Source organism: Marinobacter sp. H13, from assembly GCF_059072335.1.
Genome location: NZ_JCACRU010000001.1, coordinates 3,170,467 through 3,188,531 on the forward strand (window position 1 = coordinate 3,170,467; position 18,065 = coordinate 3,188,531).

Genomic DNA, 18,065 nt, shown 5'->3' on the forward strand with positions numbered 1-18,065 from the left:
CCGTGGAAGAATATCCCATCATCGACTTGTCCCACCTGATGCCGGTGGCCCAGGGCTTGGCCCGTCTTCCGGCGGACGAACGCATCCATCGCCTTCGCGCTGACCGCTGGATCGGCTATCCGCGAGCAGTCGAGGCGCTGAATCGGCTGGAAGCCCTGTATGCGTGGCCGAACAAACAACGCATGCCCAACCTGCTGTTGGTCGGTCCAACCAACAACGGCAAGTCGATGATCGTCGAGAAATTCCGCCGCACCCACCCGGCCAGCTCCGACGCCGACCAGGAGCACATTCCGGTACTGGTCGTGCAGATGCCATCCGAACCGTCGGTAATCCGCTTCTACGTCGCGCTACTTGCCGCGATGGGCGCGCCATTGCGCCCGCGCCCACGGCTGCCGGAAATGGAGCAATTGGCGCTGGCACTGCTACGCAAGGTCGGCGTGCGCATGCTGGTGATCGACGAATTGCACAACGTCCTGGCCGGCAACAGCGTCAACCGCCGGGAATTCCTCAACCTGCTGCGTTTCCTCGGCAACGAGCTGCGCATCCCGCTGGTCGGGGTCGGCACACGCGATGCCTACTTGGCGATCCGCTCGGACGACCAGTTGGAAAACCGCTTCGAGCCGATGATGCTGCCGGTGTGGGAGGCCAACGACGATTGCTGCTCACTGCTGGCCAGCTTCGCGGCTTCGCTCCCGCTGCGGCGACCCTCGTCGATTGCCACGCTGGATATGGCCCGCTACCTGCTCACGCGCAGCGAGGGCACCATCGGCGAGCTGGCGCACCTGTTGATGGCGGCGGCCGTCGCTGCCGTGGAGAGCGGTGAGGAAGCGATCAACCATCGCACGCTCAGCATGGCCGATTACACCGGTCCCAGCGAGCGGCGGCGGCAATTCGAGCGGGAACTGATGTGAAGCCAGCGCCACACTGGCCACTGCATCCGGCTCCCAGGGAAGGCGAAGCCTTGTCTTCGTGGCTCAACCGCGTGGCCCTTTGCTATCACATGGAGGTGTCCGAGCTGCTGGAGCACGATCTTGGTCACGGCCAGGTTGATGACCTGGACACCGCGCCACCACTGGCGCTGCTGGCGATGCTCTCCCAGCGGAGCGGCATCGAGCCGGACCGGCTGCGTTGCATGAGTTTCGCCGGCTGGGTGCCTTGGCTACTGGACAGCCTTGATGATCAGATTCCAGATGCATTGGAAACCTATGCGTTCCAGCTCTCGGTGCTGCTGCCGAAACTCCGCCGTAGGACGCGATCCATCACGAGCTGGCGTGCCTGGCTGCCCAGCCAGCCGATACATCGCGCCTGCCCGCTCTGTCTGAACGATCCGGAGAACCAAGCCGTACTGCTCGCGTGGAAGCTGCCCCTGATGCTGAGCTGCCCACTGCATGGCTGCTGGCTGGAATCCTATTGGGGCGTGCCAGGGCGGTTTCTCGGCTGGGAGAACGCCGACGCCGAACCGCGCACTGCCAGCGACGCGATTGCGGCGATGGACCAGCGTACCTGGCAGGCACTGACGACCGGCCACGTGGAGTTGCCGCGCCGACGCATCCACGCCGGATTGTGGTTTAGGCTGCTACGCACGCTGCTCGATGAGCTGAACACCCCGCTTTCGACGTGCGGCACCTACGCGGGGTATCTCCGCCAAATCTGGGAATGCTGCGGGCATCCGCTGCGTGCTGGGCAAAGTCTGTGGCGACCGTATGAAACCCTGAACCCGGCAGTACGGTTGCAGATGCTGGAGGCGGCGGCAACGGCAATCAGCTTGATTGAGGTGAGGGATATAGAGGGTCGGCAACGATTCTGACGAAATCCTCCAAAATGTGCCTTAACCTATTGTATTTAAATTATTTTGGCGTTGTAGCTCATGGGTGAAACCTGCCGTTCAAAATCAAGCGTATAATCGCCAAATCGGTTGATATGGTCCGTGCGGTATGGGGCCAATCCTTTGAGAATATCGTGATCAATATGATGGCCGCGATCCTTGAGATCTTTAAGGGTTAACGTCATCGACTCCACATTGTGAAGAATGACCAGGTTGGCCACCAAGTGGTTATATTTGATCACCTTCCGTTGCTCGTGGCGGATATTCTCGGCGATCACCCCCTCGCCGCCGAAAAATAGCCATTTTACGAACTGGTTGAACTCCTCCGTTTTGTTCGTCTCCGCATGAATGGTTCGCCGCAACTCCACGCTGCCAATGTAGTCCAGAAGAAAGGTTGTCCGAACTACCCGCCCCAGTTCCCGGAAAGCAAAGTAGAGTTTATTCTTGAGGCTTGCGGTACCTAAACGTCGCAATACCGTGGACGGTGCTATTTTCCCTGCCTTTATCGATAGCGCCACCCGGAGCATGTCGGGCACATGGGTTTCGATCAGTTGCCAGTTAATGGTTTCGCTGAACAAGGCATTGATGTGCTCATACCGTTGGCGTTTGTCAGGCTTGTAGAACACCAGCTGCTTCAGATTCCGGATGCGGGGCATCAGGTTGATACCCAGCAGGTAAGCCAACCCGAAGACGGGCGCACTTTGCGCCTGAGTATCGCCATGCAAGGTGTCAGGCTGGATATCGGAATCGTTTTTGATCAGCCCGTCAAGGATGTAAATGGCCTCATAAACGCCGCAAGGGATGAAGTGGCTGAACAGCGCGATGTATTTGTCGGAGACGTGGTAGTAGCCCACCCCGCCGTAGCCACCGTACCGTATGTGGTATTCCGATAGCAGATTCTGTTCGTACAGATTCCATTTTGTGCCATCGGCGGCAGCCCGCTGGCCAGTTCCCCAGTGTCGCGGCAGCCGGTAGCGGTTGTAGGCATTGATAACCTGCACAATGGCCTGCTCCAAGCGCTCTTCGGTGACGTGCCGCAGGTTGAGCCAGGACACCTGCCGGCGATTAAGTGTCGTGATGGATCGGGCGGTCTGAGTTGGCCCGAGATTGCAGCCATAGCAAAACAAGGTCGAAACAAAGCGGGTACGTGGGTCTTCCAGCTTGCTCTCAAAACCGGAAAGTGGTCCAAAGCGTTTGTGGAGCCCCAGCCATTTTTCGGCTTCCACCAGGATGTCGAGAATATTCTTTTCGGGCAAATTCTGGGATAACTGTTTGTCAATTTCGGCCAGCCCATCGGGAGGCGCTGTGCGACGGTGCTTCCGGATCACCAGCTCTTCACCATTGAAGACGGCGTATTCATTCTCCGGGAAGTTACGGTCAATGCGGTCCGCCGTTTCGCTCAAGCGTGAGCGGGCCTGCGCCACAAAAGCGGCTGGGTCGGATGCGATATCAACCATCGCACTGTAGTCCGCTATTTGGGCATCATAGACACTCCAATCCACGAGCTGATCGCGGTAGTCGCTGTACTGGTCGCTATTCGCGACCGCGAGATCGCCGGAAATCAGTTCACGCTTCACCTGCGTTAGTACGCCCAGCTCGAAATACTTCCGGTAGACCATACCGGGCAGTAGCTGGCTTGACCCGGACCCCAATATGAGACGGCGCCAACGCTCCGGTAGCCAGGACACGTCGACGGGTTGAGTGCTGAGCACAAGGCATTCCTTGCGGCTGTGCCGGTGCTTTTTCAGAGTCGCAATCGCCTCAATCAAGGATTGATCGTGGCTGGTTGCCGTCAGATCCAGTAGTTCAAGGCAATTGAATAGCAGGGGGCGTAACGGGCGATAGGGTTGCAGCATAAACGGGATGAAGTTATTGCCAGCATAGGCCATGTGTTCCTCACACTCGGCCAGTAATTCATCAGGGTCGCTCTGGATGGCAGCCGCCACTCGGGCACCTCGCTCGGAATCCGTCGGCGCTTCCTGAACGGCGGTCAGCACGTCACGCAGTTGAGCGACCAGTTTGTCCATCCGTTTCATGTGATCCAGATGATACTGGTTCAGGTTGGCTTCCGCCTTAGTCTTGATGTTGCGCATCTTGCGGACAAAAATGTCGACGGCATCGTCCATTGCGCGACGCAATTGGGCATGGACCAACAGAATCATCAAGGCATAGCGTTTGGTGCTTTGCATAGCCTTGATGTTGGCCGCGCCAAGCGCTCGTGCTTCCAGTATGAAGTGGTGATACTTGGCGGCTGGAATGTGATCAACAGCGGGCAATCGTTGACACCAGCCCTGAAGCCATTCCAGGTGCTGAAGATACTTCTTCACTTCCGTATTGGTCGGCTTTTTGGGTTCCTGTTTCAGTTTATGCCAACTGGTATGAGATGAATCGTCTGGCACTTGCAGCAGCCGGTCAAATTCCTGTTTTTGCTGCGCCGTCAAACCCGCACTGAGCGTCCGAAAGTAACCTGTATTAACCGTGCTGCGAGCCTGACGCGCGGACCGTTGCAGCGTTGAAAAACCCGGCAGTTCAAAACGCTGGCGCACCAGCTCTTCGATCACCACATTGATAATGTCCGCCAGATCTTGCTTGGTGGTTGCCGCTTCACGCGCCAAGTCCCTCACGATAGCCTTGCCTTCGACGGTAAACGCCTTGATGCCCACCTGTTGACGAATCGCGTCCAACATCCGCTGACGGGCGCCACCATTGCGGTCGTATTCCCTGAGCTGGCTCAATGGGACGGGTAAAAGGTCGTCGCAGGCCAGGATATGCGCTGTGATGGGCCGCGGGACCGTTTTGAGATTCACGAAGTAGCCTAAGCGCTGAACCGTTTTCAGGAGAATTAACAAGGCACCACGAGCAGCCGGTGTTCGGCCGTGCTTTCTGGCAAAGGCACATTCTTTGGCGGTGGGTGTATAGATTTCCGCCAGTTCCTGTTCAGAGACGTCCGCCTTCAATCGCGGATAGGCGGTTTCGTGGAGGCCACTCATGTACGGACCTTTTCTATCAGTGCCCCATGATGAGGTCTTTCCGATTAAATGAAGAACTCCTGATGATAGTGCTTACAATGATCAGGGGCGTCGGTAGGTGCTGCGAAATGGCTGAATCAGCATCTGATCCAACCGGAGGTCCCGCGGCTCTCGAAAATCCTCGATGCCGATGACCATTCCAATATGGCCAGCGGCAGGTTTATCCCGATAGGTGCCAAAAAACCGGTCCCACCAAGGCAAATTAAAACCAAAGTTGCTATTTGTCTCTTCAGGAACAATCGAATGATGCACGCGGTGCATATCCGGCGTGACCACCAACCGTCTCAACTTTTGCTCCAGCCCTTGAGGCAATCGTACGTTTCCGTGGTTGAACATTGAGGTTGCATTGAGAATCACTTCGAAAATCAGTACCGCAATCGCAGGTGCTCCCAGCGCAACCACGACGGTGATTTTAATGGCCATGGAGAGCACAATTTCCAGAGGATGGAAACGCAGGCCCGTCGTTACGTCGAATTCCAAATCCGCATGGTGCATACGATGCAAGCGCCAGAGCCAGGGCACTGCATGAAAGATGCGATGCTGAAAGTAGATTGCGAGATCAAGCGCGATCGTCCCCAAAAGGACTGACAACCAAACTGGCAGATTGGCCAGATTTAGCAGTCCCCACGCCTGCTCATTCGCCATCACCGCAGCTCCGACGGCGGCCACGGGAAACAATAGCCGAACGACCAGGGTGTCCACCACGACCATCAAGAGGTTATGTGGCCACCGCTGCCGGCGAGTGTAGCGCTGGTCGCGACGTGGTGCGGCGGCTTCGGCAAGTATCATTACAAGCAGGATGCCCGTGAAGATCCCAAGCCGGATGACTGCCTCGTGGTCAAGTATGGCTTTACCTCTTATGCTCGGTGATCGTTGAAATAGCCCTGCGTGCCTTGTTGCGCCATGGCATCGGCGATGCGGCCGATGGCCTGTGTATAGGCCGCGGTCCGCAGCGTTGTGTTACCTTCCTCCGCCCGGTCGAAACAGGCGCCGGCCTCGCGGGCCAGGCGTTCGGTGAGGCGCCGATTGACTTCGTCTTCGGACCAGGTATCACCGATACGGTTCTGCACCCATTCCAGATGGCTGACGATCACACCGCCGGCATTGACCAGTACATCCGGTAGCACCTCGACACCGCGTTTGGCTAATTGGTCATCGGCCGCATTACTGACGGGCCCGTTGGCAATTTCCAGGATCGTGGCGGCATTTACGGTCGCGGCATTTTGCTCGGTGACGGCGTCCTCCAGTGCGGCTAGTACCAGTACATCGACATCAAGAGCCAGCAGCTCTTCGTTGGTCAGTTGCTCGACGTCGGCTTCCTGGCAGACCGATTCATCACAGTAAACCATGCCCTTGAGCTCCCGGTTCTTGTGCCTTTGGCGCCAGATCGGGTCTGGATCGAGTCCGTCAGCAGCATAGATGGCACCCTGGGAATCCGACAGCGCGACGATCCGATAGCCGCGCTCGCGTGCCAGCCGAGCGAAGTGATAACCGGCATTGCCGAAACCCTGGACCGCCACACGGAGTTCTTCATGCGTTTTACTGCGGCGCTCGGCCCACAGATCAAGCACCTGCAGCGCACCACGCCCGGTGGCCGCGGTGCGACCCCTGGAACCGCCCAGCCCTAAAGGTTTGCCGGTGATGGTGGCCGGTACCTGACGGCGTTCGATCTGGGCAAATTCGTCGGCCATCCAACCCATGATGGTGTCGTTGGTGTTGACATCCGGTGCCGGGATGTCACTGTCCGGCCCGATGAGGTCATGAAAGGCGCGGATATAGCCACGCGACAGACGTTCCAGTTCCAGTCGGGAGAGCGCCTTGGGGTCGACCCGAACACCACCTTTGGCACCGCCGAATGGCAGGTCCACCACCGCGCACTTGATGGTCATCCAGAAGCTCAACGCCGTGACTTCTTCCGCGCTCACGTCCGGATGAAAACGAATGCCCCCCCTTGCTTGGTCCGCGAGTGTCGTCGTAGCGTATGCGCCAGGCCGGAAAGAATTGCAAGGTGCCGTCGTCCATGCGGATCGGGATGTTGACCTGCACGCTCTGCTGCGGCTGGGCCAGACGCCTGCGAACGTCATCAGGGACGTCAAGTTGGTTAAAAATCCCGTTCAGGTGACCGTTGTCACCGAAGGCTTGGGCGTTGGAATGACTCATGGTTGTGACTCCTTATCGAACCCGCAAAAGTGTTTTGCGATGTCTTATGATTCAGCTTTCCATTGAAAGTGGGTTGTGCGATCGTCCGTTACGTGTTGATTGGTGAGCGTGTAAGTTGCACAAGATTCCCCGCGATCCGTGTTGCTAATGTCTTGGCGCGGTCTGCGCTCGGCCCTGCGAAATCTTCGTTCACGGTCTCCCGAAACAGCTTCAGCCAGCGTTCGAAGTCATCAATCTGCAAAGGGTGTCGCGCGTGCAACGCCAAGTGGCGGGCGACCATGTTGCGCCGGTAGCCGTCGCGTTCGCCGAGCAGCAGCTTGCACCAGTAGGCGCGGATGTGCGGCAAGTGCGTTTCGAGCTCGATATCTGCCACGTCCACGAACAGCGTGCGCAGGCGATCATCAGCCAGGACCTTCCGGTAGAAGGCATCCAGCAACTCGGCGATGGCCTCGGGCGTGTCGAGATCGCGCGGGGTTGAGTGCATGGCGGTGCTCCTGGCTAAACGGTGATGTACTCGGTAGCTGGCGAGCGTGGGTGTTTGCGCGACTTACGGTTGTGACTCCTTCTCAGACGGGGTATCGCAGCAAGCATCGTACTGCCTCTTGCGCCATAGCGCGTAGACGGTCAGGCCGATGAAAATGGCCAGGGCCGGCAGCAAGACGTAATCCAGATAACCGGTCAGTGCGATACCCACGATTACCCAGTAGTCCCCGAGAAAAACGCCGGCACCCGTTCCGGTCAGCACGATGGCAAGAATCGGCAAATGACAGGGGCAACTCAGCACCGCCAATACCCCCCCACAGGTAACCGGTGAGCGGCCTGGATACCTCGGCCGGTTCGCGCGCCTTATCAGTCATGTCCACGTGCCGCCTTGGTTAGTACTTGGGTGCAGCGATTCAGCGCGGCTCTTTTAACACCAATCGTGTGTTGTATTTGCCGTTCGACGGCTCGGCACTGCCGTTCATCTCCGCTATCCAGCGCCTGTATAAACTCGGTAATCTCGGGTAGACCGAGACCGGCTTCACGACAGGAGCAGATTAACTTCAGCCGTTCCAGGCAGCTGTCATCGAATAAGCGAAAACCAGCTTGGGTAGTACTACAGGCGTACACCAATCGCATATCCAGATAAGTCCGGATCTGATGCACAGACAGGCCACAGAGACGGGCCGCCTCGGAAATGACGTAGCCTTCTGTTTGTGGCCCCGGCCCACGTTCAAGGCTGGGTTTTACCATTCGAGTGTTTACCGTCATGCTAGTGGCTTCTTGCCCTGTCGAGTATAAGGTGCGCAATCCGCTGACCCAGTTCGAAACCTTCCTGAACACTCACAATGTTCGCGTGCGGTTTATCTCGGCACCAGGCCTCCCCGGCCTGTCGAGAGGCAAAGAAGAGGACGTCGCAACAAAAGGCACTTCGAATGTCTCCCTCTGCGGCCACCGAGACTAAAGAGACGACCGCGTCCTCCGGCTGGAGCAAAAGCACCCCCTGTGGCGTAACCGTCAAGGTGACCGGTTTGTTGGTATGCGGACAAGGCGATTGAACCTGCGCATGTTCGTCAATGACGATTGGAAACATCAAAGCATCAAGTGCACACCAGGTGTAGAGTGTCTGGTCGTTTACGACAAACGCATGCGGTGTTTCACGCAGTGTGATGCCGTAGCCGATCAGCCGTCCCTGGCCGTCGTACTCGATGGTCCCGCAGGGCAGTTTTTCCAGCACCAACTCTGCCTCATCAGTCGTCCAGTTGAGCGACTTCGCGAGCCGCTCAACAGTGACCGGTTGTCCCAGGGCAAGCTCGCGCAACAGCGTCACATGAAGCGCGGCTTCCCTTTCGCCGGTCAGACCCAGCCGTTCCACGATCTCATCCATGTTATACATTGGCGGCACCGTCTTATCCCGCACAGCACGACAATTGCTTCACGTCCTTGGTGAAGGTTTGGGCACAGAGCTTGAGCCCCTCCACCATGGTCAGGTACGGGAACAGCTCATCGGCAATGTCGTTCACGGTCATACGCGCACGCAGCGCCATGACGGCCGTCTGGATCAGCTCACCGGCTTCGCCCGCGACGGACTGGACACCCAGCAATCGTCCGCTGCCACGCTCAGCGACCATCTTGATGAAGCCCCCGGCATCGAAGTTAACCAGGGCCCGGGGCACGTTATCGAGGGTCAGGGTGCGGCTGTCGGTGTCGTATCCCTGAGCCTGGGCCTCCGCCTCGGACAGACCGACGGTGGCCACTTGTGGATCGGTAAAGATCACCTCGGGCATGGCGCTGAGGTCGAGGCTGGCGTCACCGCCGGTCATGTTAATGGCGGCCCGACTACCACCGGCGGCGGCCACGTAGACAAACTGGGGCTGGTCGGTGCAATCGCCCGCGGCATAGATGCCCGACGCAGTGGTTTGGAGATGTTTGTCAATCTGGATCGCACCGCCCTCGGTGGCAACGCCGATGGCCTCCAGGTTGAGGTTTTCGGTATTGGGTGTGCGACCACTGGCGACCAGCAGTTGCTCTGCCTGTATCGTGCCGGCGTTGGTCTGTATGGTAAACAGCTGACCGTCGTGGCTCACTTCGCTGGCCTGGGTCTGCTTGAGCACCTCGATGCCCTCACGACGGAAGGCCGCTTCCACGGCTTCACCCACCGCCGGATCTTCCTGTGACAGCACCCGGCTGCGGGCCAGAACCGTGACCTGGCTGCCGAGGCGTGCAAAGGCCTGCGCCAGTTCGATGGCCACCACCGAGGCACCGATTACGACGAGGCGCTCGGGAATGTGATCCAGTTCCAGCGCACTGGTGGAGGTGAGATAGGGAGTTTCGGACAGCCCCGGAACGGGTGGTTCGGCGGGTCTTGCGCCCGTGCCGATAAAGGCCCGGTCAAAGCTCACCGTCTGTTCGCCGCCGGCGTTGAGCGTCACCGTCAGCGTGCGCTCGTCCACGAACCGCGCCTCGCCCTTGAGGACGGTAATCGCGGCATTGTCATTGAGAATATTCTGGTACTTGGACTCGCGCAGTTCCTCCACTCGTCCCTGTTGCTGAGCAAGCAGCGCCGGACGATTCACCACCGGCGCCTGGGCGCTCAGGCCGTCATCAAACGGGCTTTCCTGGCGAAGGTGGGCGATGTGAGCCGCCCGAATCATGATTTTAGAGGGCACACAGCCAATGTTGACGCAGGTTCCGCCAATGGTGCCGCGTTCGATCAGTGTCACCCGGGCACCGCGTTCAGTCGCCTTCAGGGCGGCAGCCATGGCACTACCGCCGCTGCCAATCACAGCAATGTGCAGGTTGTCGTCACTCATAAATGTTACTCCTTAGTTGATGGACTATCGCAGCAGGCGTCGTGTTTCTTCTTGCGCCAGACGGCATAACAGGTCAGGCCAATAAATAAGACCAGTGCGGGCAACAGCACGTAGTCGAGATAACCGGTCAGGGCAGCCAGGCCTAACGTTCCTAGCAAAACCACCAGTATCGGCGTGAAACAGCGCGACCAGCACGGTGCAAATGATGCTCACCCGCAACAAGGTTTGGGGTTCGCATGGTTACTCCTGTTTCGCCTGGGGCTGTTTCAACGTGGACGGGTAACCCGCGTTAGTCGTGGCTTGAGTCAGCGCCTCAACGGAGGTTTTCTCATCGTCGTAGGTAACCGTCGCATCACGTTCCTCATATCGGACATCCACAGCGCTCACGCCGTCGACCCGCTTTAGGGCAGCTTTAACCGTAATCGGGCAGGCCGAACAGGTCATGCCTGGAACGGACAAGGTCACCGTTTGTTGCGCAGCCAGGGCAGGCAGGCTGAACAGCGTAAACAGTACGGCAGCAATCAGGGACTTTTTCATGGTGTAGTGCCTCTCAGTCAACATAGTGGATCAGGTTTCAGTAAAACAGCGGTAAGACGAAGGGGAAAGCCAACGCAGTCAGAATGAGCAGCGCGACGATCCAGAAAACGACCTTGTAGGCCGTGCGCACTTGCGGTACCGCGCAAACATCGCCCGGCTGGCAGGCCCCGACAGGTCGATATATCCGGCGCCAGGCAAAGACCATCGCCACCAGTGCCGCACCGATGAACCAGGGCCGATAGGGTTCCAGGGCGGCCAGGCTGCCGACCCAGGCACCGGAAATGCCCAACGTGATCAAGACCAGGGGGCCAAGACAACAGGCAGACGCCAGAGCAGCGGCAATCCCTCCTGCGATCAGCGAACCGCGACCGGATTTTTTGGACTCTGACATTACGATGGCTCCTTTCTAAAAATGGGTGACTGAGGTAAGGTTACTCCCGTAGTCAGCTACGGAATCAACCCCTATGTCCAAAAAAAAAAACAACACTCAATGACCATTGGAGCCCTGGCCAAAGCCGCCGGTATGGGAGTGGAAACCATCCGCTATTACCAGCGCCGGGGGTTAGAGGCAGAGCCTGAAAAGCCCTATGGAAGCATCCGCCATTACGACGATCAGGCGTTGGCCCGCCTGCACTTTATTCGAACGGCCCAGTGGCTGGGGTTCAGTCTGGATGAAATCGGAGGGCTGCTGACACTGCAGGACGGTACCCATTGCGATGAAGCACGGGTATTGGGCGAGCAAAAACTAGCCAGTGTGCGGGCGAAAATTTCAAGCCTGCGACGCATCGAGCGTGCGCTGGACGGGTTAGTGCAGGAATGCTGCGCTCAGCGTGGGAATGTTGAATGCCCATTAATCACATCGCTCCAGGATGGGCTTGAAAACTCGGCTTTTACCTGATTAAAGAACAAGACAGTCCGTGAACGAGGCGTACACAAAATTAAGGGCTGAAGGGAGGTACGCTAACCTCACCAACCCGCTTGGGCTCCTTTATGCTGGTAAACGGCGTACCCCTTCGTGAGCTTGATCGGAAGCCGCGAGTCCCCCTCGGGAGGTAGCCGCTCAAAGCTTCCAGACAGGTACTTCTGGTTACTGTGCCTAGGTGTAATACAGCGCTTTCCTTGTGTGTACATGCAAATCCCGCGTTCGGATATTTTTACCTAGCGGCGGTCTCTAGCCGCTGAAGACAGAAAAGAGGATGCTGTCTCCGTACCAGGCTACGGGATCAAGTTTTTTTTGAACAAAGATGGGCGCATCAATAGGAAACGGACCTGCCTGCCGCGCTCTGACGATGTGATTAAAGTCAGCATCGTATGCGTAACAGTGAGCGATGATCGCCTGCTGTCCGGCCACTGGGCGTTGGCCTGGGTGTGGGCAACGCTCCGGCTATATCTGGTACCAAGGGCCCTCTTGGCTACTAGGGCGGCAAGCAGGATACGGGACGTATCGGCGATGTTACAGAACAGGAAAAACCAAGATGCGCCCGCTCCTGTTTGCCTATCGGCGTGAATACAACGCTTAACTAGCGCGTTTTTGGTTCAACCATTCTTGCGCAAGCGACTCGGCCTCAGCCACCTGCTCGGGCTCCATCCGTGTCGAATAGACCTGGATAAGTTCTTTCGCCGTTGGTTCCCCTGCAGCTGCAGCCAGGCTCAGCCATTTATAAGCCAGGACAAAGCCCTGAACGTGCAGGCCTTTGTCCGCTCCATCTGCGTACATCTCCGCCAGTTTTACCTGGGCCTGTGTATGTCCTTGCTCTGCCGAGCGCTGATACCACTTGAGCGCTTCTTTATCGTTTGCAGGGACTGCGCGAGCTTTCTTGTAAACCCCGTTGACCTCACTTCCATAGAGGCGCGCCAGGTTGAACTGAGCATCAGCTTCACCCTGCTCAGCTGCCATACGGAACCATTTGACCGACGCTGCATGGTCCTGCTTTACACCGATGCCACACTTGTAAGCCACGCCTACGACATTTTGCGCGAGGGCATTATCGGCGTGCGCTTTTTGCTCCCAGCTGTTAATGGTCTCCGGCGACAAGGTTTCAAATGCCGTCTCCAGCTTTGAAAAGTCATAGGCAAGAACCGCGTTTGACAAACTCAATGCTGCAACACCGAGCAACAGGCTTCTCAGTGAAGACCGAGGAAAGCGTCCCGCGAGTTTTTTACAAGACATAACAACCTCCTTAGGGGCGGCCTGATAACCCAACGCCTGGACAGCAGCGGTCAAGGCTGACAGGTCCGGCCTGGTGCCCGTAACACGAGCAAGGCCCTCCGAGTATTCGATAACGGCATGCGATACGCCAGATACCTTCAGTAGCGCTGCCTCGACGTGTTGCGTGCAGCTTGGGCAGGTCATGCCCGTCACCTGAAGGGTGACTTGATCTGTTTTGCTCATATGTAATTTCCTTTTTTCGCACTGGGGGCCGACAGCCTTTCGGCATTGGTCCGGCGCGGTAACTACTGACGATTCATCTGACCGGTAGACATGCTCGGCTAGCACGTTTGCGATGGCCTCCACTGCGCCGATAAGCGAGTGGAGACGCCGCGAGCAGAATTGGCGCCGCCTGGATACATGGCGAGCCTAGTCAAGCGTGCTGCCGGCTTAGACTATTCTTTCAGCTCAGATGGATAACCGGCGTCTGTAGTCGCCTTGGTCAGCGCCTCGACGTCAGTCAGCGTATCGTCGAAAGTCACGGTAGCCTGTTTGGTTGCAAAGCTAACCTGCGCCTCGCTGACCCCCTCGACCTTGTTCAGCGCGTGTTTGACCGTGATGGGGCAAGACGAACACGTCATGCCGGGTACCAAAAGCGTGACGGTTTGCGAAGCGGCCCAAACGGATGAGCTGAACCCAGCGGCCAGGACGATTGCTGTTAAGATTTTTTTCATGACATTTTCCTTCCGGTTTCAATAAAACAGTGGCAGGACATAAGGGAACCCAAGCGCAACCAGAACCAGCGTGGCCACGACCCAGAAGAGCACTTTGTACGAGGTTTTGACCCGCCCCACCGCACAGACATCACCCGGCTTGCAGGCTTGTGCCGGACGGAAGATCCCCCGGTACGCAAAGAACATCGCTATCAGTGCCGCGCCGATGAAGATCGGCCGATAAGGCTCCAAAACTGCCAGGTTGCTGATCCAGGCACCGCTGATTCCCAGGGTTACTAGAATCAGAGGCCCCAGGCGGCAAGCCCTCCCGTGACAAGTGCAGCACGACCACTTCGCGGTTCCGACATGGAACCCTCCTTTCGATCAATGTGTGAATGACATAATCTTAACTCCGTATCCAGCTACGGAGTCAAGCGTTATGAAAAAAACACTCGACCACCTCACCATCGGCGTCTTCGCCAAGGCAGCCGGCGTAAACGTAGAGAGCCAGGCCGTCATAACATAATGGGCAACGCGAACAGAAACGCTGGAAGCGACAGTCGACCGCCTCCAGCTGGAGCGAGATAGCGACGCCGAACACCGGGAGAAGCTTGGTGCGGCCCTAACGGATTCTGAAAAACATCTCGCGGCCTGCCAGCAGCGGATCTCCGACCTCAGAGAGCGCGTGGCAGCGGCTGACGACCGAAACCAGTTCCTCAACGATCAGAATCGCGAATTACTGCAGGAAAAAGCTGTCCTCCAGGGTCAGTTGAAACAACTACAAACAAGCCTGGCTAAATAGCCCGCTATTGTCTCGGCCTGATCATCCCTGAGAGTTGCGAGTAATGCCAATCGCGCAAGGAGAAGTTTAGATGTCTACCGTGACCTTTGGCAGGCTGCGAGCTGCGGCAAAACGCATTCAGCATGATGCGCTGACGGTTTATTTTGTGGCGCGAGACTCGAATACCCCCATAGTCGTTCGGCTGCTTGCGCTCGCAATCGCAGCGTACGCCATGAGTCCAATTGATCTCATTCCGGACTTCATACCGATCCTGGGCTATCTTGACGACATTATCTTGGTCCCGCTGGGCATCGTCCTTGTCATCAAGCTGACGCCATCGAATGTGATAGAAGCGAGTCGCTCGAAAGCAGCTAAAGTGGCAACCAAGCCGATCAGCCACGTTGCGGCCGCAGTCGTTATTGGCACATGGCTTTTATGTGCCGCGGCTTTTGGCTACTGGGTGTGGGAATACGGCAGGTAACGCATCGTCTGCACGCGATGAAATAGTTAATTTAGGGCTTGTAAAACAGATGGTTAATGCGCTTTTTGGAGGATTTCGTCAGAATCGTTGCCGACCCTCATATAAGCCCGCCAGGCGAGCACGCAAAGCTATTCTGGTCCGAGCCCCAAACCGGGTTCACCAGTGGCCTGCCGGCGAAAGCGCCGAAGCCCGAACCCGTCGATCACTGGCAGCGTGCAATCCAGGCCATTGATGAGGCCATCATTGAAGCACGACACAACCCCGAGACGGCACGCTCGCTGTTCGCGTTGGCTTCCTATGGTCGGCGCGACCCCGCTTCCTTGGAACAGTTGCGCGCCACCTTCGCGAAGGAAGGCATCCCCCCGGAATTTCTGTCACATTATGAGCCTAGCCTACCCTTTGCATGCCTTAGACAGAATGACGGGTTAAGTGACAAATTTTGACGTGCAGAGCTTCCCGATGCAAACTGTCACATAATCGAACGTATATGTGACAGGTACAAGATGCTGATTGGCTACATGCGAGTATCGAAGGCGGATGGCTCCCAGGCGACGGACTTGCAGCGCGATGCGCTGGTCGCGGCCGGTGTTGATCCGGCGCATCTCTATGAAGACCAAGCGTCCGGAAAACGCGAGGATCGTCCCGGTCTGGCGAGCTGTCTGAAGGCACTACGGCCAGGCGACACGTTGGTCGTTTGGAAACTGGATCGGCTCGGGCGCGACCTGCGCCATCTGATCAATACCGTCCATGACCTGACCGGACGCGGCATCGGCCTCAAGGTGCTGACCGGGCACGGCGCGGCCATTGACACCACGACCGCCGCCGGCAAGCTGGTCTTCGGTATCTTCGCCGCGCTGGCCGAGTTCGAGCGCGAGTTGATCGCCGAGCGCACCGTGGCGGGCCTGGCCTCAGCACGGGCACGCGGCCGGAAAGGCGGCCGGCCGTTCAAGATGACCGCCGCCAAGCTGCGGCTGGCGATGGCGGCAATGGGGCAGTCAGAGACCAAGGTCGGCGACCTGTGCCAGGAACTTGGCATCACGCGGCAGACCCTGTATCGGCATATTTCACCCAAGGGCGAGCTACGTCCAGATGGCGAGAAGCTACTCAGCCGAATTTGATGCCGACATGAGGCGACGTAGCGAAAGCGTGGTTTGTCTCAATTTGACGGCGGCGAACCGCAAGCGTTCGGTTCGCCGCTCGTTTCGGTCGCAGTGCTGGCCCGCGCCTGGAAACGTTGATAACACTCCAGCCCGCAGAAGTGCTCGACGTACTCCGCGCCTTCCGGTGTGAAGGCGGCATCGAGCGGAATTTCCTTGCAGCACACGCAGCAACTGGTGGCGGTCGGATCATTTGCATTCATGGTGGCACCCCTCCATTGACTGACGAAGACGGCGAATGCCGCCGCCGGCATCGGCTTTGCGAACAGAAAGCCTTGCCCGCGCTCGAACGCTTGGGCCCTCCGCCGTAGTCCATCCATCCGGCCGGGAAGCGCTCATGATCTTTCCCTGAATGCCCGCAACGCCCGCGCCAGTGACAGAAGAAACAGGCCGGTCAAACCGAGCGCCGTGATGACCCAATACTCGACAAGGAATGCACCGGCGGTTGTGCCGGCCAGCACGGCAGCGAGGATGGACAGGTGGCAGGGGCAAGTCAGCACGGCCAGCGTGCCCCACAGGTAGCCGGTGAACGGTTTGTGCGTCTCGGCCGGCATGCGCTCGGGGCTGTTCATGGCAAACTCTCCGCATGCTGTGCCGGCGCGGTCGGCATGGCGGCCAACTGCACTTCCAGATTGGCCAACGCTTCGCGCCGGCGTTCGACGAACTGACGCAGCACAGCAAGCTGCGCGGCAGTTTCATCGCAGTTCGCCGCATCCAGCGCCCGGCACAGCCGCGCCAATGCGCCGAGGCCGATGCCCGCCTCGAAGGCGGCCCGCACGAAGCACAGTCGCTGCAAGGCGGCGTCATCGAACAGGCCGTAGCCACCCGTGGTGCAGGCGACTGGCCGCAGCAATCCGCGCAGCAGGTAGTCGCGCACGATATGCACGCTCACCCCGGCATCAAGGGCCAGCCGGGACACCGTGTAGGCGTTCATCGAACACCTCCTTTTGGTCGGTTCACGGCAATGCATATACCGTTTCGCCGAGTTCAATCCGCGCGCTGCGAATCCGATGCCGGTGCCGTAGAACATTGGGTCGATATCCGATCACGGTGTCCTAGATGACATGGTCTGCAACAGATGTCGATTAAACTCCTGGCCCAAGCCGAAAGCCTCGTGGACACTGACGATCGCCAATCCTTCCAATCCTTGATGCTTGGAGGCCCAGTCTTCCGCCGTCGGGACAGATGCAAAGAAATGTACATGGCAACAGAAGGACTGACGAACGTCGGCTGCTTCCTGCGGCAATACCAAGGACACCGCCATGCCGGCAGGTTCGACAGCCTGTATCTCGCTGGGTGAAACCGTGAGTGAAACGGGTGCTCCGGTTGCAGCGCAATGCGATGAGACGCGAGCTGTACGGCCGATCAGCGCCGGAAATATCAAGGTGTCCAGCGCGCACCAGGCATACAGACGGCGGTCGTCAATTTCAAAGACATACGAAGTCTCGCGCAAGGTGAGGCCGTAGCCGATGATGTTCCCATCTTTGTCATATTCGGTACTGGTGGCCTGTTCGAGTACGGCGGCCACTCGCTCAGCGGGCCAGTCGAGAATCCCGGCAAGTGTCGTTCGTGAAACCGGACGCCCCTTGGCGAGTTCCCGCAGTAGCGGGACCAAGAGATCCGCAGTACCATTGGTACGATTGACCGAAGTGAGACGTTCTAAAATATATGGGGCGAGCTTCATGGTTCCATCTCCTTTCATCCTGCGCAGCAGGACAATTGTTTGACATCCTTGGTGAAGGTCTGCGCCGCGAGCTTCAGCCCCTCGACCATCGTCAGGTAGGGGAACAACTGGTCAGCCAGTTCCTGTACGGTCATGCGGTTACGGATCGCGAGCACCGCCGTCTGGATCAGCTCGCCCGCTTCCGGGGCCACTGCCTGTACCCCAATGAGTCGTCCGCTACCTTCCTCGGCTTGTCCTTTCGAATTTGAATTGGATA

23 protein-coding genes and 3 pseudogenes are annotated in these 18,065 nt (G+C 58.0%); 6 read left to right on the forward strand and 20 right to left on the reverse strand.

Annotated elements, in window-relative coordinates; genetic code table 11:
• The first annotated feature begins 2 nt into the window (after nt 1-2).
• On the forward strand, nt 3-911 hold the full coding sequence (locus AC5JQH_RS14660; protein ID WP_000393453.1) for a TniB family NTP-binding protein: 909 nt from the start codon (nt 3-5) through the stop codon (nt 909-911).
• Nucleotides 908-1,807 (forward strand): TniQ family protein, encoded by a 900-nt coding sequence (locus AC5JQH_RS14665; RefSeq protein ID WP_457824803.1) that lies wholly within the window; start codon nt 908-910, stop codon nt 1,805-1,807. Before AC5JQH_RS14660 ends, AC5JQH_RS14665 begins: the two co-directional genes overlap by 4 nt.
• 35 nt (nt 1,808-1,842) lie before the next feature.
• On the opposite strand, the gene AC5JQH_RS14670 is transcribed toward AC5JQH_RS14665, so the two are convergent.
• The 12 genes and pseudogenes from AC5JQH_RS14670 to merT (AC5JQH_RS14725) all read right to left on the reverse strand — a co-directional run bounded on the left by AC5JQH_RS14670 (nt 1,843) and on the right by merT (AC5JQH_RS14725) (nt 11,235).
• The gene (locus AC5JQH_RS14670; RefSeq protein ID WP_273681880.1) at nt 1,843-4,815 is read right to left on the reverse strand and encodes a Tn3 family transposase; all 2,973 of its coding nucleotides are present in this window, start codon (nt 4,813-4,815) and stop codon (nt 1,843-1,845) included.
• Nucleotides 4,816-4,896: 81 nt separating this feature from the next.
• A complete protein-coding gene (locus AC5JQH_RS14675) occupies nt 4,897-5,643 on the reverse strand; it encodes a sterol desaturase family protein (protein ID WP_218972799.1) in 747 nt (248 codons plus the stop codon).
• A 68-nt stretch (nt 5,644-5,711) separates the two neighbouring features.
• Nucleotides 5,712-6,743, reverse strand: a complete 1,032-nt coding sequence (locus AC5JQH_RS14680) for a Glu/Leu/Phe/Val family dehydrogenase (RefSeq protein WP_493805725.1) — start codon at nt 6,741-6,743, stop codon at nt 5,712-5,714.
• Nucleotides 6,744-6,840: 97 nt separating this feature from the next.
• A pseudogene (locus AC5JQH_RS14685) lies at nt 6,841-7,014 on the reverse strand (hypothetical protein); the annotation flags it as partial.
• Nucleotides 7,015-7,102: 88 nt separating this feature from the next.
• Nucleotides 7,103-7,498, reverse strand: coding sequence for a group III truncated hemoglobin (locus tag AC5JQH_RS14690; RefSeq protein ID WP_015077961.1), 396 nt, complete (start codon nt 7,496-7,498; stop codon nt 7,103-7,105).
• Nucleotides 7,499-7,561: 63 nt separating this feature from the next.
• Complete coding sequence (locus AC5JQH_RS14695) at nt 7,562-7,798, reverse strand: mercury resistance system transport protein MerF (RefSeq protein ID WP_427775236.1); 237 nt, start codon at nt 7,796-7,798, stop codon at nt 7,562-7,564.
• Between the two features lie 65 nt (nt 7,799-7,863).
• Nucleotides 7,864-8,265, reverse strand: a complete 402-nt coding sequence (locus AC5JQH_RS14700; protein WP_273195536.1) for a MerR family transcriptional regulator — start codon at nt 8,263-8,265, stop codon at nt 7,864-7,866.
• 1 nt (nt 8,266) lies between these two features.
• Nucleotides 8,267-8,890, reverse strand: coding sequence for an organomercurial lyase MerB (gene merB / locus AC5JQH_RS14705; protein WP_008295679.1), 624 nt, complete (start codon nt 8,888-8,890; stop codon nt 8,267-8,269).
• Nucleotides 8,891-8,903: 13 nt separating this feature from the next.
• On the reverse strand, nt 8,904-10,307 hold the full coding sequence (merA, locus tag AC5JQH_RS14710; RefSeq protein WP_008295678.1) for a mercury(II) reductase: 1,404 nt from the start codon (nt 10,305-10,307) through the stop codon (nt 8,904-8,906).
• A 5-nt stretch (nt 10,308-10,312) separates the two neighbouring features.
• Nucleotides 10,313-10,471, reverse strand: coding sequence for a mercury resistance system transport protein MerF (gene merF, locus AC5JQH_RS14715; RefSeq protein ID WP_232774866.1), 159 nt, complete (start codon nt 10,469-10,471; stop codon nt 10,313-10,315).
• A gap of 76 nt (nt 10,472-10,547) precedes the next feature.
• A complete protein-coding gene (merP, locus tag AC5JQH_RS14720) occupies nt 10,548-10,844 on the reverse strand; it encodes a mercury resistance system periplasmic binding protein MerP (protein WP_023659522.1) in 297 nt (98 codons plus the stop codon).
• 37 nt (nt 10,845-10,881) lie between these two features.
• Entirely contained in the window at nt 10,882-11,235 is a 354-nt protein-coding gene (gene merT, locus AC5JQH_RS14725; RefSeq protein ID WP_008295676.1) for a mercuric ion transporter MerT, read from the reverse strand.
• 99 nt (nt 11,236-11,334) lie between these two features.
• Between merT (AC5JQH_RS14725) and AC5JQH_RS14730 the strand changes: the two genes are divergently transcribed.
• On the forward strand, nt 11,335-11,742 hold the full coding sequence (locus tag AC5JQH_RS14730) for a MerR family transcriptional regulator (protein WP_493805726.1): 408 nt from the start codon (nt 11,335-11,337) through the stop codon (nt 11,740-11,742).
• A gap of 618 nt (nt 11,743-12,360) precedes the next feature.
• On the opposite strand, the gene AC5JQH_RS14735 is transcribed toward AC5JQH_RS14730, so the two are convergent.
• The 3 genes and pseudogenes from AC5JQH_RS14735 to merT (AC5JQH_RS14745) form a co-directional block, all read right to left on the reverse strand.
• Nucleotides 12,361-13,236 carry a tetratricopeptide repeat protein gene (locus tag AC5JQH_RS14735; protein WP_427775232.1) on the reverse strand — a complete coding sequence of 292 codons (876 nt, stop codon included), beginning with the start codon at nt 13,234-13,236 and terminating at the stop codon, nt 12,361-12,363.
• A 212-nt stretch (nt 13,237-13,448) separates the two neighbouring features.
• A complete protein-coding gene (gene merP, locus AC5JQH_RS14740) occupies nt 13,449-13,727 on the reverse strand; it encodes a mercury resistance system periplasmic binding protein MerP (protein WP_125024960.1) in 279 nt (92 codons plus the stop codon).
• Nucleotides 13,728-13,745: 18 nt separating this feature from the next.
• A pseudogene (gene merT, locus AC5JQH_RS14745) lies at nt 13,746-14,074 on the reverse strand (mercuric ion transporter MerT).
• A 504-nt stretch (nt 14,075-14,578) separates the two neighbouring features.
• Here merT (AC5JQH_RS14745) and AC5JQH_RS14750 point away from each other — a divergent pair.
• Genes AC5JQH_RS14750 through AC5JQH_RS14760 form a run of 3 tightly spaced genes read left to right on the forward strand, consistent with a single transcriptional unit; the run spans nt 14,579 to nt 16,086 of the window.
• Nucleotides 14,579-14,968: a YkvA family protein gene (locus AC5JQH_RS14750; RefSeq protein WP_008295667.1), complete on the forward strand. Its 390-nt coding sequence runs from the start codon at nt 14,579-14,581 to the stop codon at nt 14,966-14,968.
• Nucleotides 14,969-15,024: 56 nt separating this feature from the next.
• Nucleotides 15,025-15,411: a hypothetical protein gene (locus AC5JQH_RS14755; RefSeq protein WP_427775234.1), complete on the forward strand. Its 387-nt coding sequence runs from the start codon at nt 15,025-15,027 to the stop codon at nt 15,409-15,411.
• 60 nt (nt 15,412-15,471) lie between these two features.
• Nucleotides 15,472-16,086 carry a recombinase family protein gene (locus tag AC5JQH_RS14760; RefSeq protein ID WP_010981357.1) on the forward strand — a complete coding sequence of 205 codons (615 nt, stop codon included), beginning with the start codon at nt 15,472-15,474 and terminating at the stop codon, nt 16,084-16,086.
• Between the two features lie 38 nt (nt 16,087-16,124).
• On the opposite strand, the gene AC5JQH_RS14765 is transcribed toward AC5JQH_RS14760, so the two are convergent.
• The 5 genes and pseudogenes from AC5JQH_RS14765 to AC5JQH_RS14785 all read right to left on the reverse strand — a co-directional run.
• Nucleotides 16,125-16,328, reverse strand: a complete 204-nt coding sequence (locus AC5JQH_RS14765; protein ID WP_005413391.1) for a DUF3330 domain-containing protein — start codon at nt 16,326-16,328, stop codon at nt 16,125-16,127.
• Nucleotides 16,329-16,460: 132 nt separating this feature from the next.
• Entirely contained in the window at nt 16,461-16,697 is a 237-nt protein-coding gene (merE, locus tag AC5JQH_RS14770) for a broad-spectrum mercury transporter MerE (protein ID WP_005413392.1), read from the reverse strand.
• Nucleotides 16,694-17,059 carry a mercury resistance co-regulator MerD gene (gene merD, locus AC5JQH_RS14775; RefSeq protein ID WP_000995361.1) on the reverse strand — a complete coding sequence of 122 codons (366 nt, stop codon included), beginning with the start codon at nt 17,057-17,059 and terminating at the stop codon, nt 16,694-16,696. The genes merE and merD overlap by 4 nt, the downstream gene beginning before the upstream one ends.
• Nucleotides 17,060-17,170: 111 nt before the next feature.
• Nucleotides 17,171-17,809, reverse strand: coding sequence for an organomercurial lyase MerB (gene merB / locus AC5JQH_RS14780; RefSeq protein WP_000761850.1), 639 nt, complete (start codon nt 17,807-17,809; stop codon nt 17,171-17,173).
• A gap of 14 nt (nt 17,810-17,823) precedes the next feature.
• Nucleotides 17,824-18,039, reverse strand: a pseudogene (locus AC5JQH_RS14785) (oxidoreductase dimerization domain-containing protein); the annotation flags it as partial.
• Nucleotides 18,040-18,065 lie beyond the last annotated feature (26 nt).

What these genes read in the sequence shown, in the direction of transcription:
- AC5JQH_RS14760 (WP_010981357.1), top strand. Translation starts at nt 15,472, where the DNA reads ATGCTGATTGGCTACATGCGAGTATCGAAGGCGGATGGCTCCCAGGCG.
- merB (WP_008295679.1), bottom strand. Translation starts at nt 8,890, where the DNA reads ATGTATAACATGGATGAGATCGTGGAACGGCTGGGTCTGACCGGCGAA.
- AC5JQH_RS14670 (WP_273681880.1), bottom strand. Translation starts at nt 4,815, where the DNA reads ATGAGTGGCCTCCACGAAACCGCCTATCCGCGATTGAAGGCGGACGTC.
- merP (WP_023659522.1), bottom strand. Translation starts at nt 10,844, where the DNA reads ATGAAAAAGTCCCTGATTGCTGCCGTACTGTTTACGCTGTTCAGCCTG.
- AC5JQH_RS14675 (WP_218972799.1), bottom strand. Translation starts at nt 5,643, where the DNA reads ATGATACTTGCCGAAGCCGCCGCACCACGTCGCGACCAGCGCTACACT.
- merP (WP_125024960.1), bottom strand. Translation starts at nt 13,727, where the DNA reads ATGAAAAAAATCTTAACAGCAATCGTCCTGGCCGCTGGGTTCAGCTCA.
- AC5JQH_RS14730 (WP_493805726.1), top strand. Translation starts at nt 11,335, where the DNA reads ATGACCATTGGAGCCCTGGCCAAAGCCGCCGGTATGGGAGTGGAAACC.
- merA (WP_008295678.1), bottom strand. Translation starts at nt 10,307, where the DNA reads ATGAGTGACGACAACCTGCACATTGCTGTGATTGGCAGCGGCGGTAGT.
- AC5JQH_RS14755 (WP_427775234.1), top strand. Translation starts at nt 15,025, where the DNA reads ATGCGCTTTTTGGAGGATTTCGTCAGAATCGTTGCCGACCCTCATATA.
- merE (WP_005413392.1), bottom strand. Translation starts at nt 16,697, where the DNA reads ATGAACAGCCCCGAGCGCATGCCGGCCGAGACGCACAAACCGTTCACC.
- merB (WP_000761850.1), bottom strand. Translation starts at nt 17,809, where the DNA reads ATGAAGCTCGCCCCATATATTTTAGAACGTCTCACTTCGGTCAATCGT.
- AC5JQH_RS14735 (WP_427775232.1), bottom strand. Translation starts at nt 13,236, where the DNA reads ATGAGCAAAACAGATCAAGTCACCCTTCAGGTGACGGGCATGACCTGC.
- AC5JQH_RS14765 (WP_005413391.1), bottom strand. Translation starts at nt 16,328, where the DNA reads ATGAATGCAAATGATCCGACCGCCACCAGTTGCTGCGTGTGCTGCAAG.
- merT (WP_008295676.1), bottom strand. Translation starts at nt 11,235, where the DNA reads ATGTCAGAGTCCAAAAAATCCGGTCGCGGTTCGCTGATCGCAGGAGGG.
- AC5JQH_RS14700 (WP_273195536.1), bottom strand. Translation starts at nt 8,265, where the DNA reads ATGACGGTAAACACTCGAATGGTAAAACCCAGCCTTGAACGTGGGCCG.
- AC5JQH_RS14680 (WP_493805725.1), bottom strand. Translation starts at nt 6,743, where the DNA reads ATGACCATCAAGTGCGCGGTGGTGGACCTGCCATTCGGCGGTGCCAAA.
- merD (WP_000995361.1), bottom strand. Translation starts at nt 17,059, where the DNA reads ATGAACGCCTACACGGTGTCCCGGCTGGCCCTTGATGCCGGGGTGAGC.
- AC5JQH_RS14750 (WP_008295667.1), top strand. Translation starts at nt 14,579, where the DNA reads ATGTCTACCGTGACCTTTGGCAGGCTGCGAGCTGCGGCAAAACGCATT.
- AC5JQH_RS14690 (WP_015077961.1), bottom strand. Translation starts at nt 7,498, where the DNA reads ATGCACTCAACCCCGCGCGATCTCGACACGCCCGAGGCCATCGCCGAG.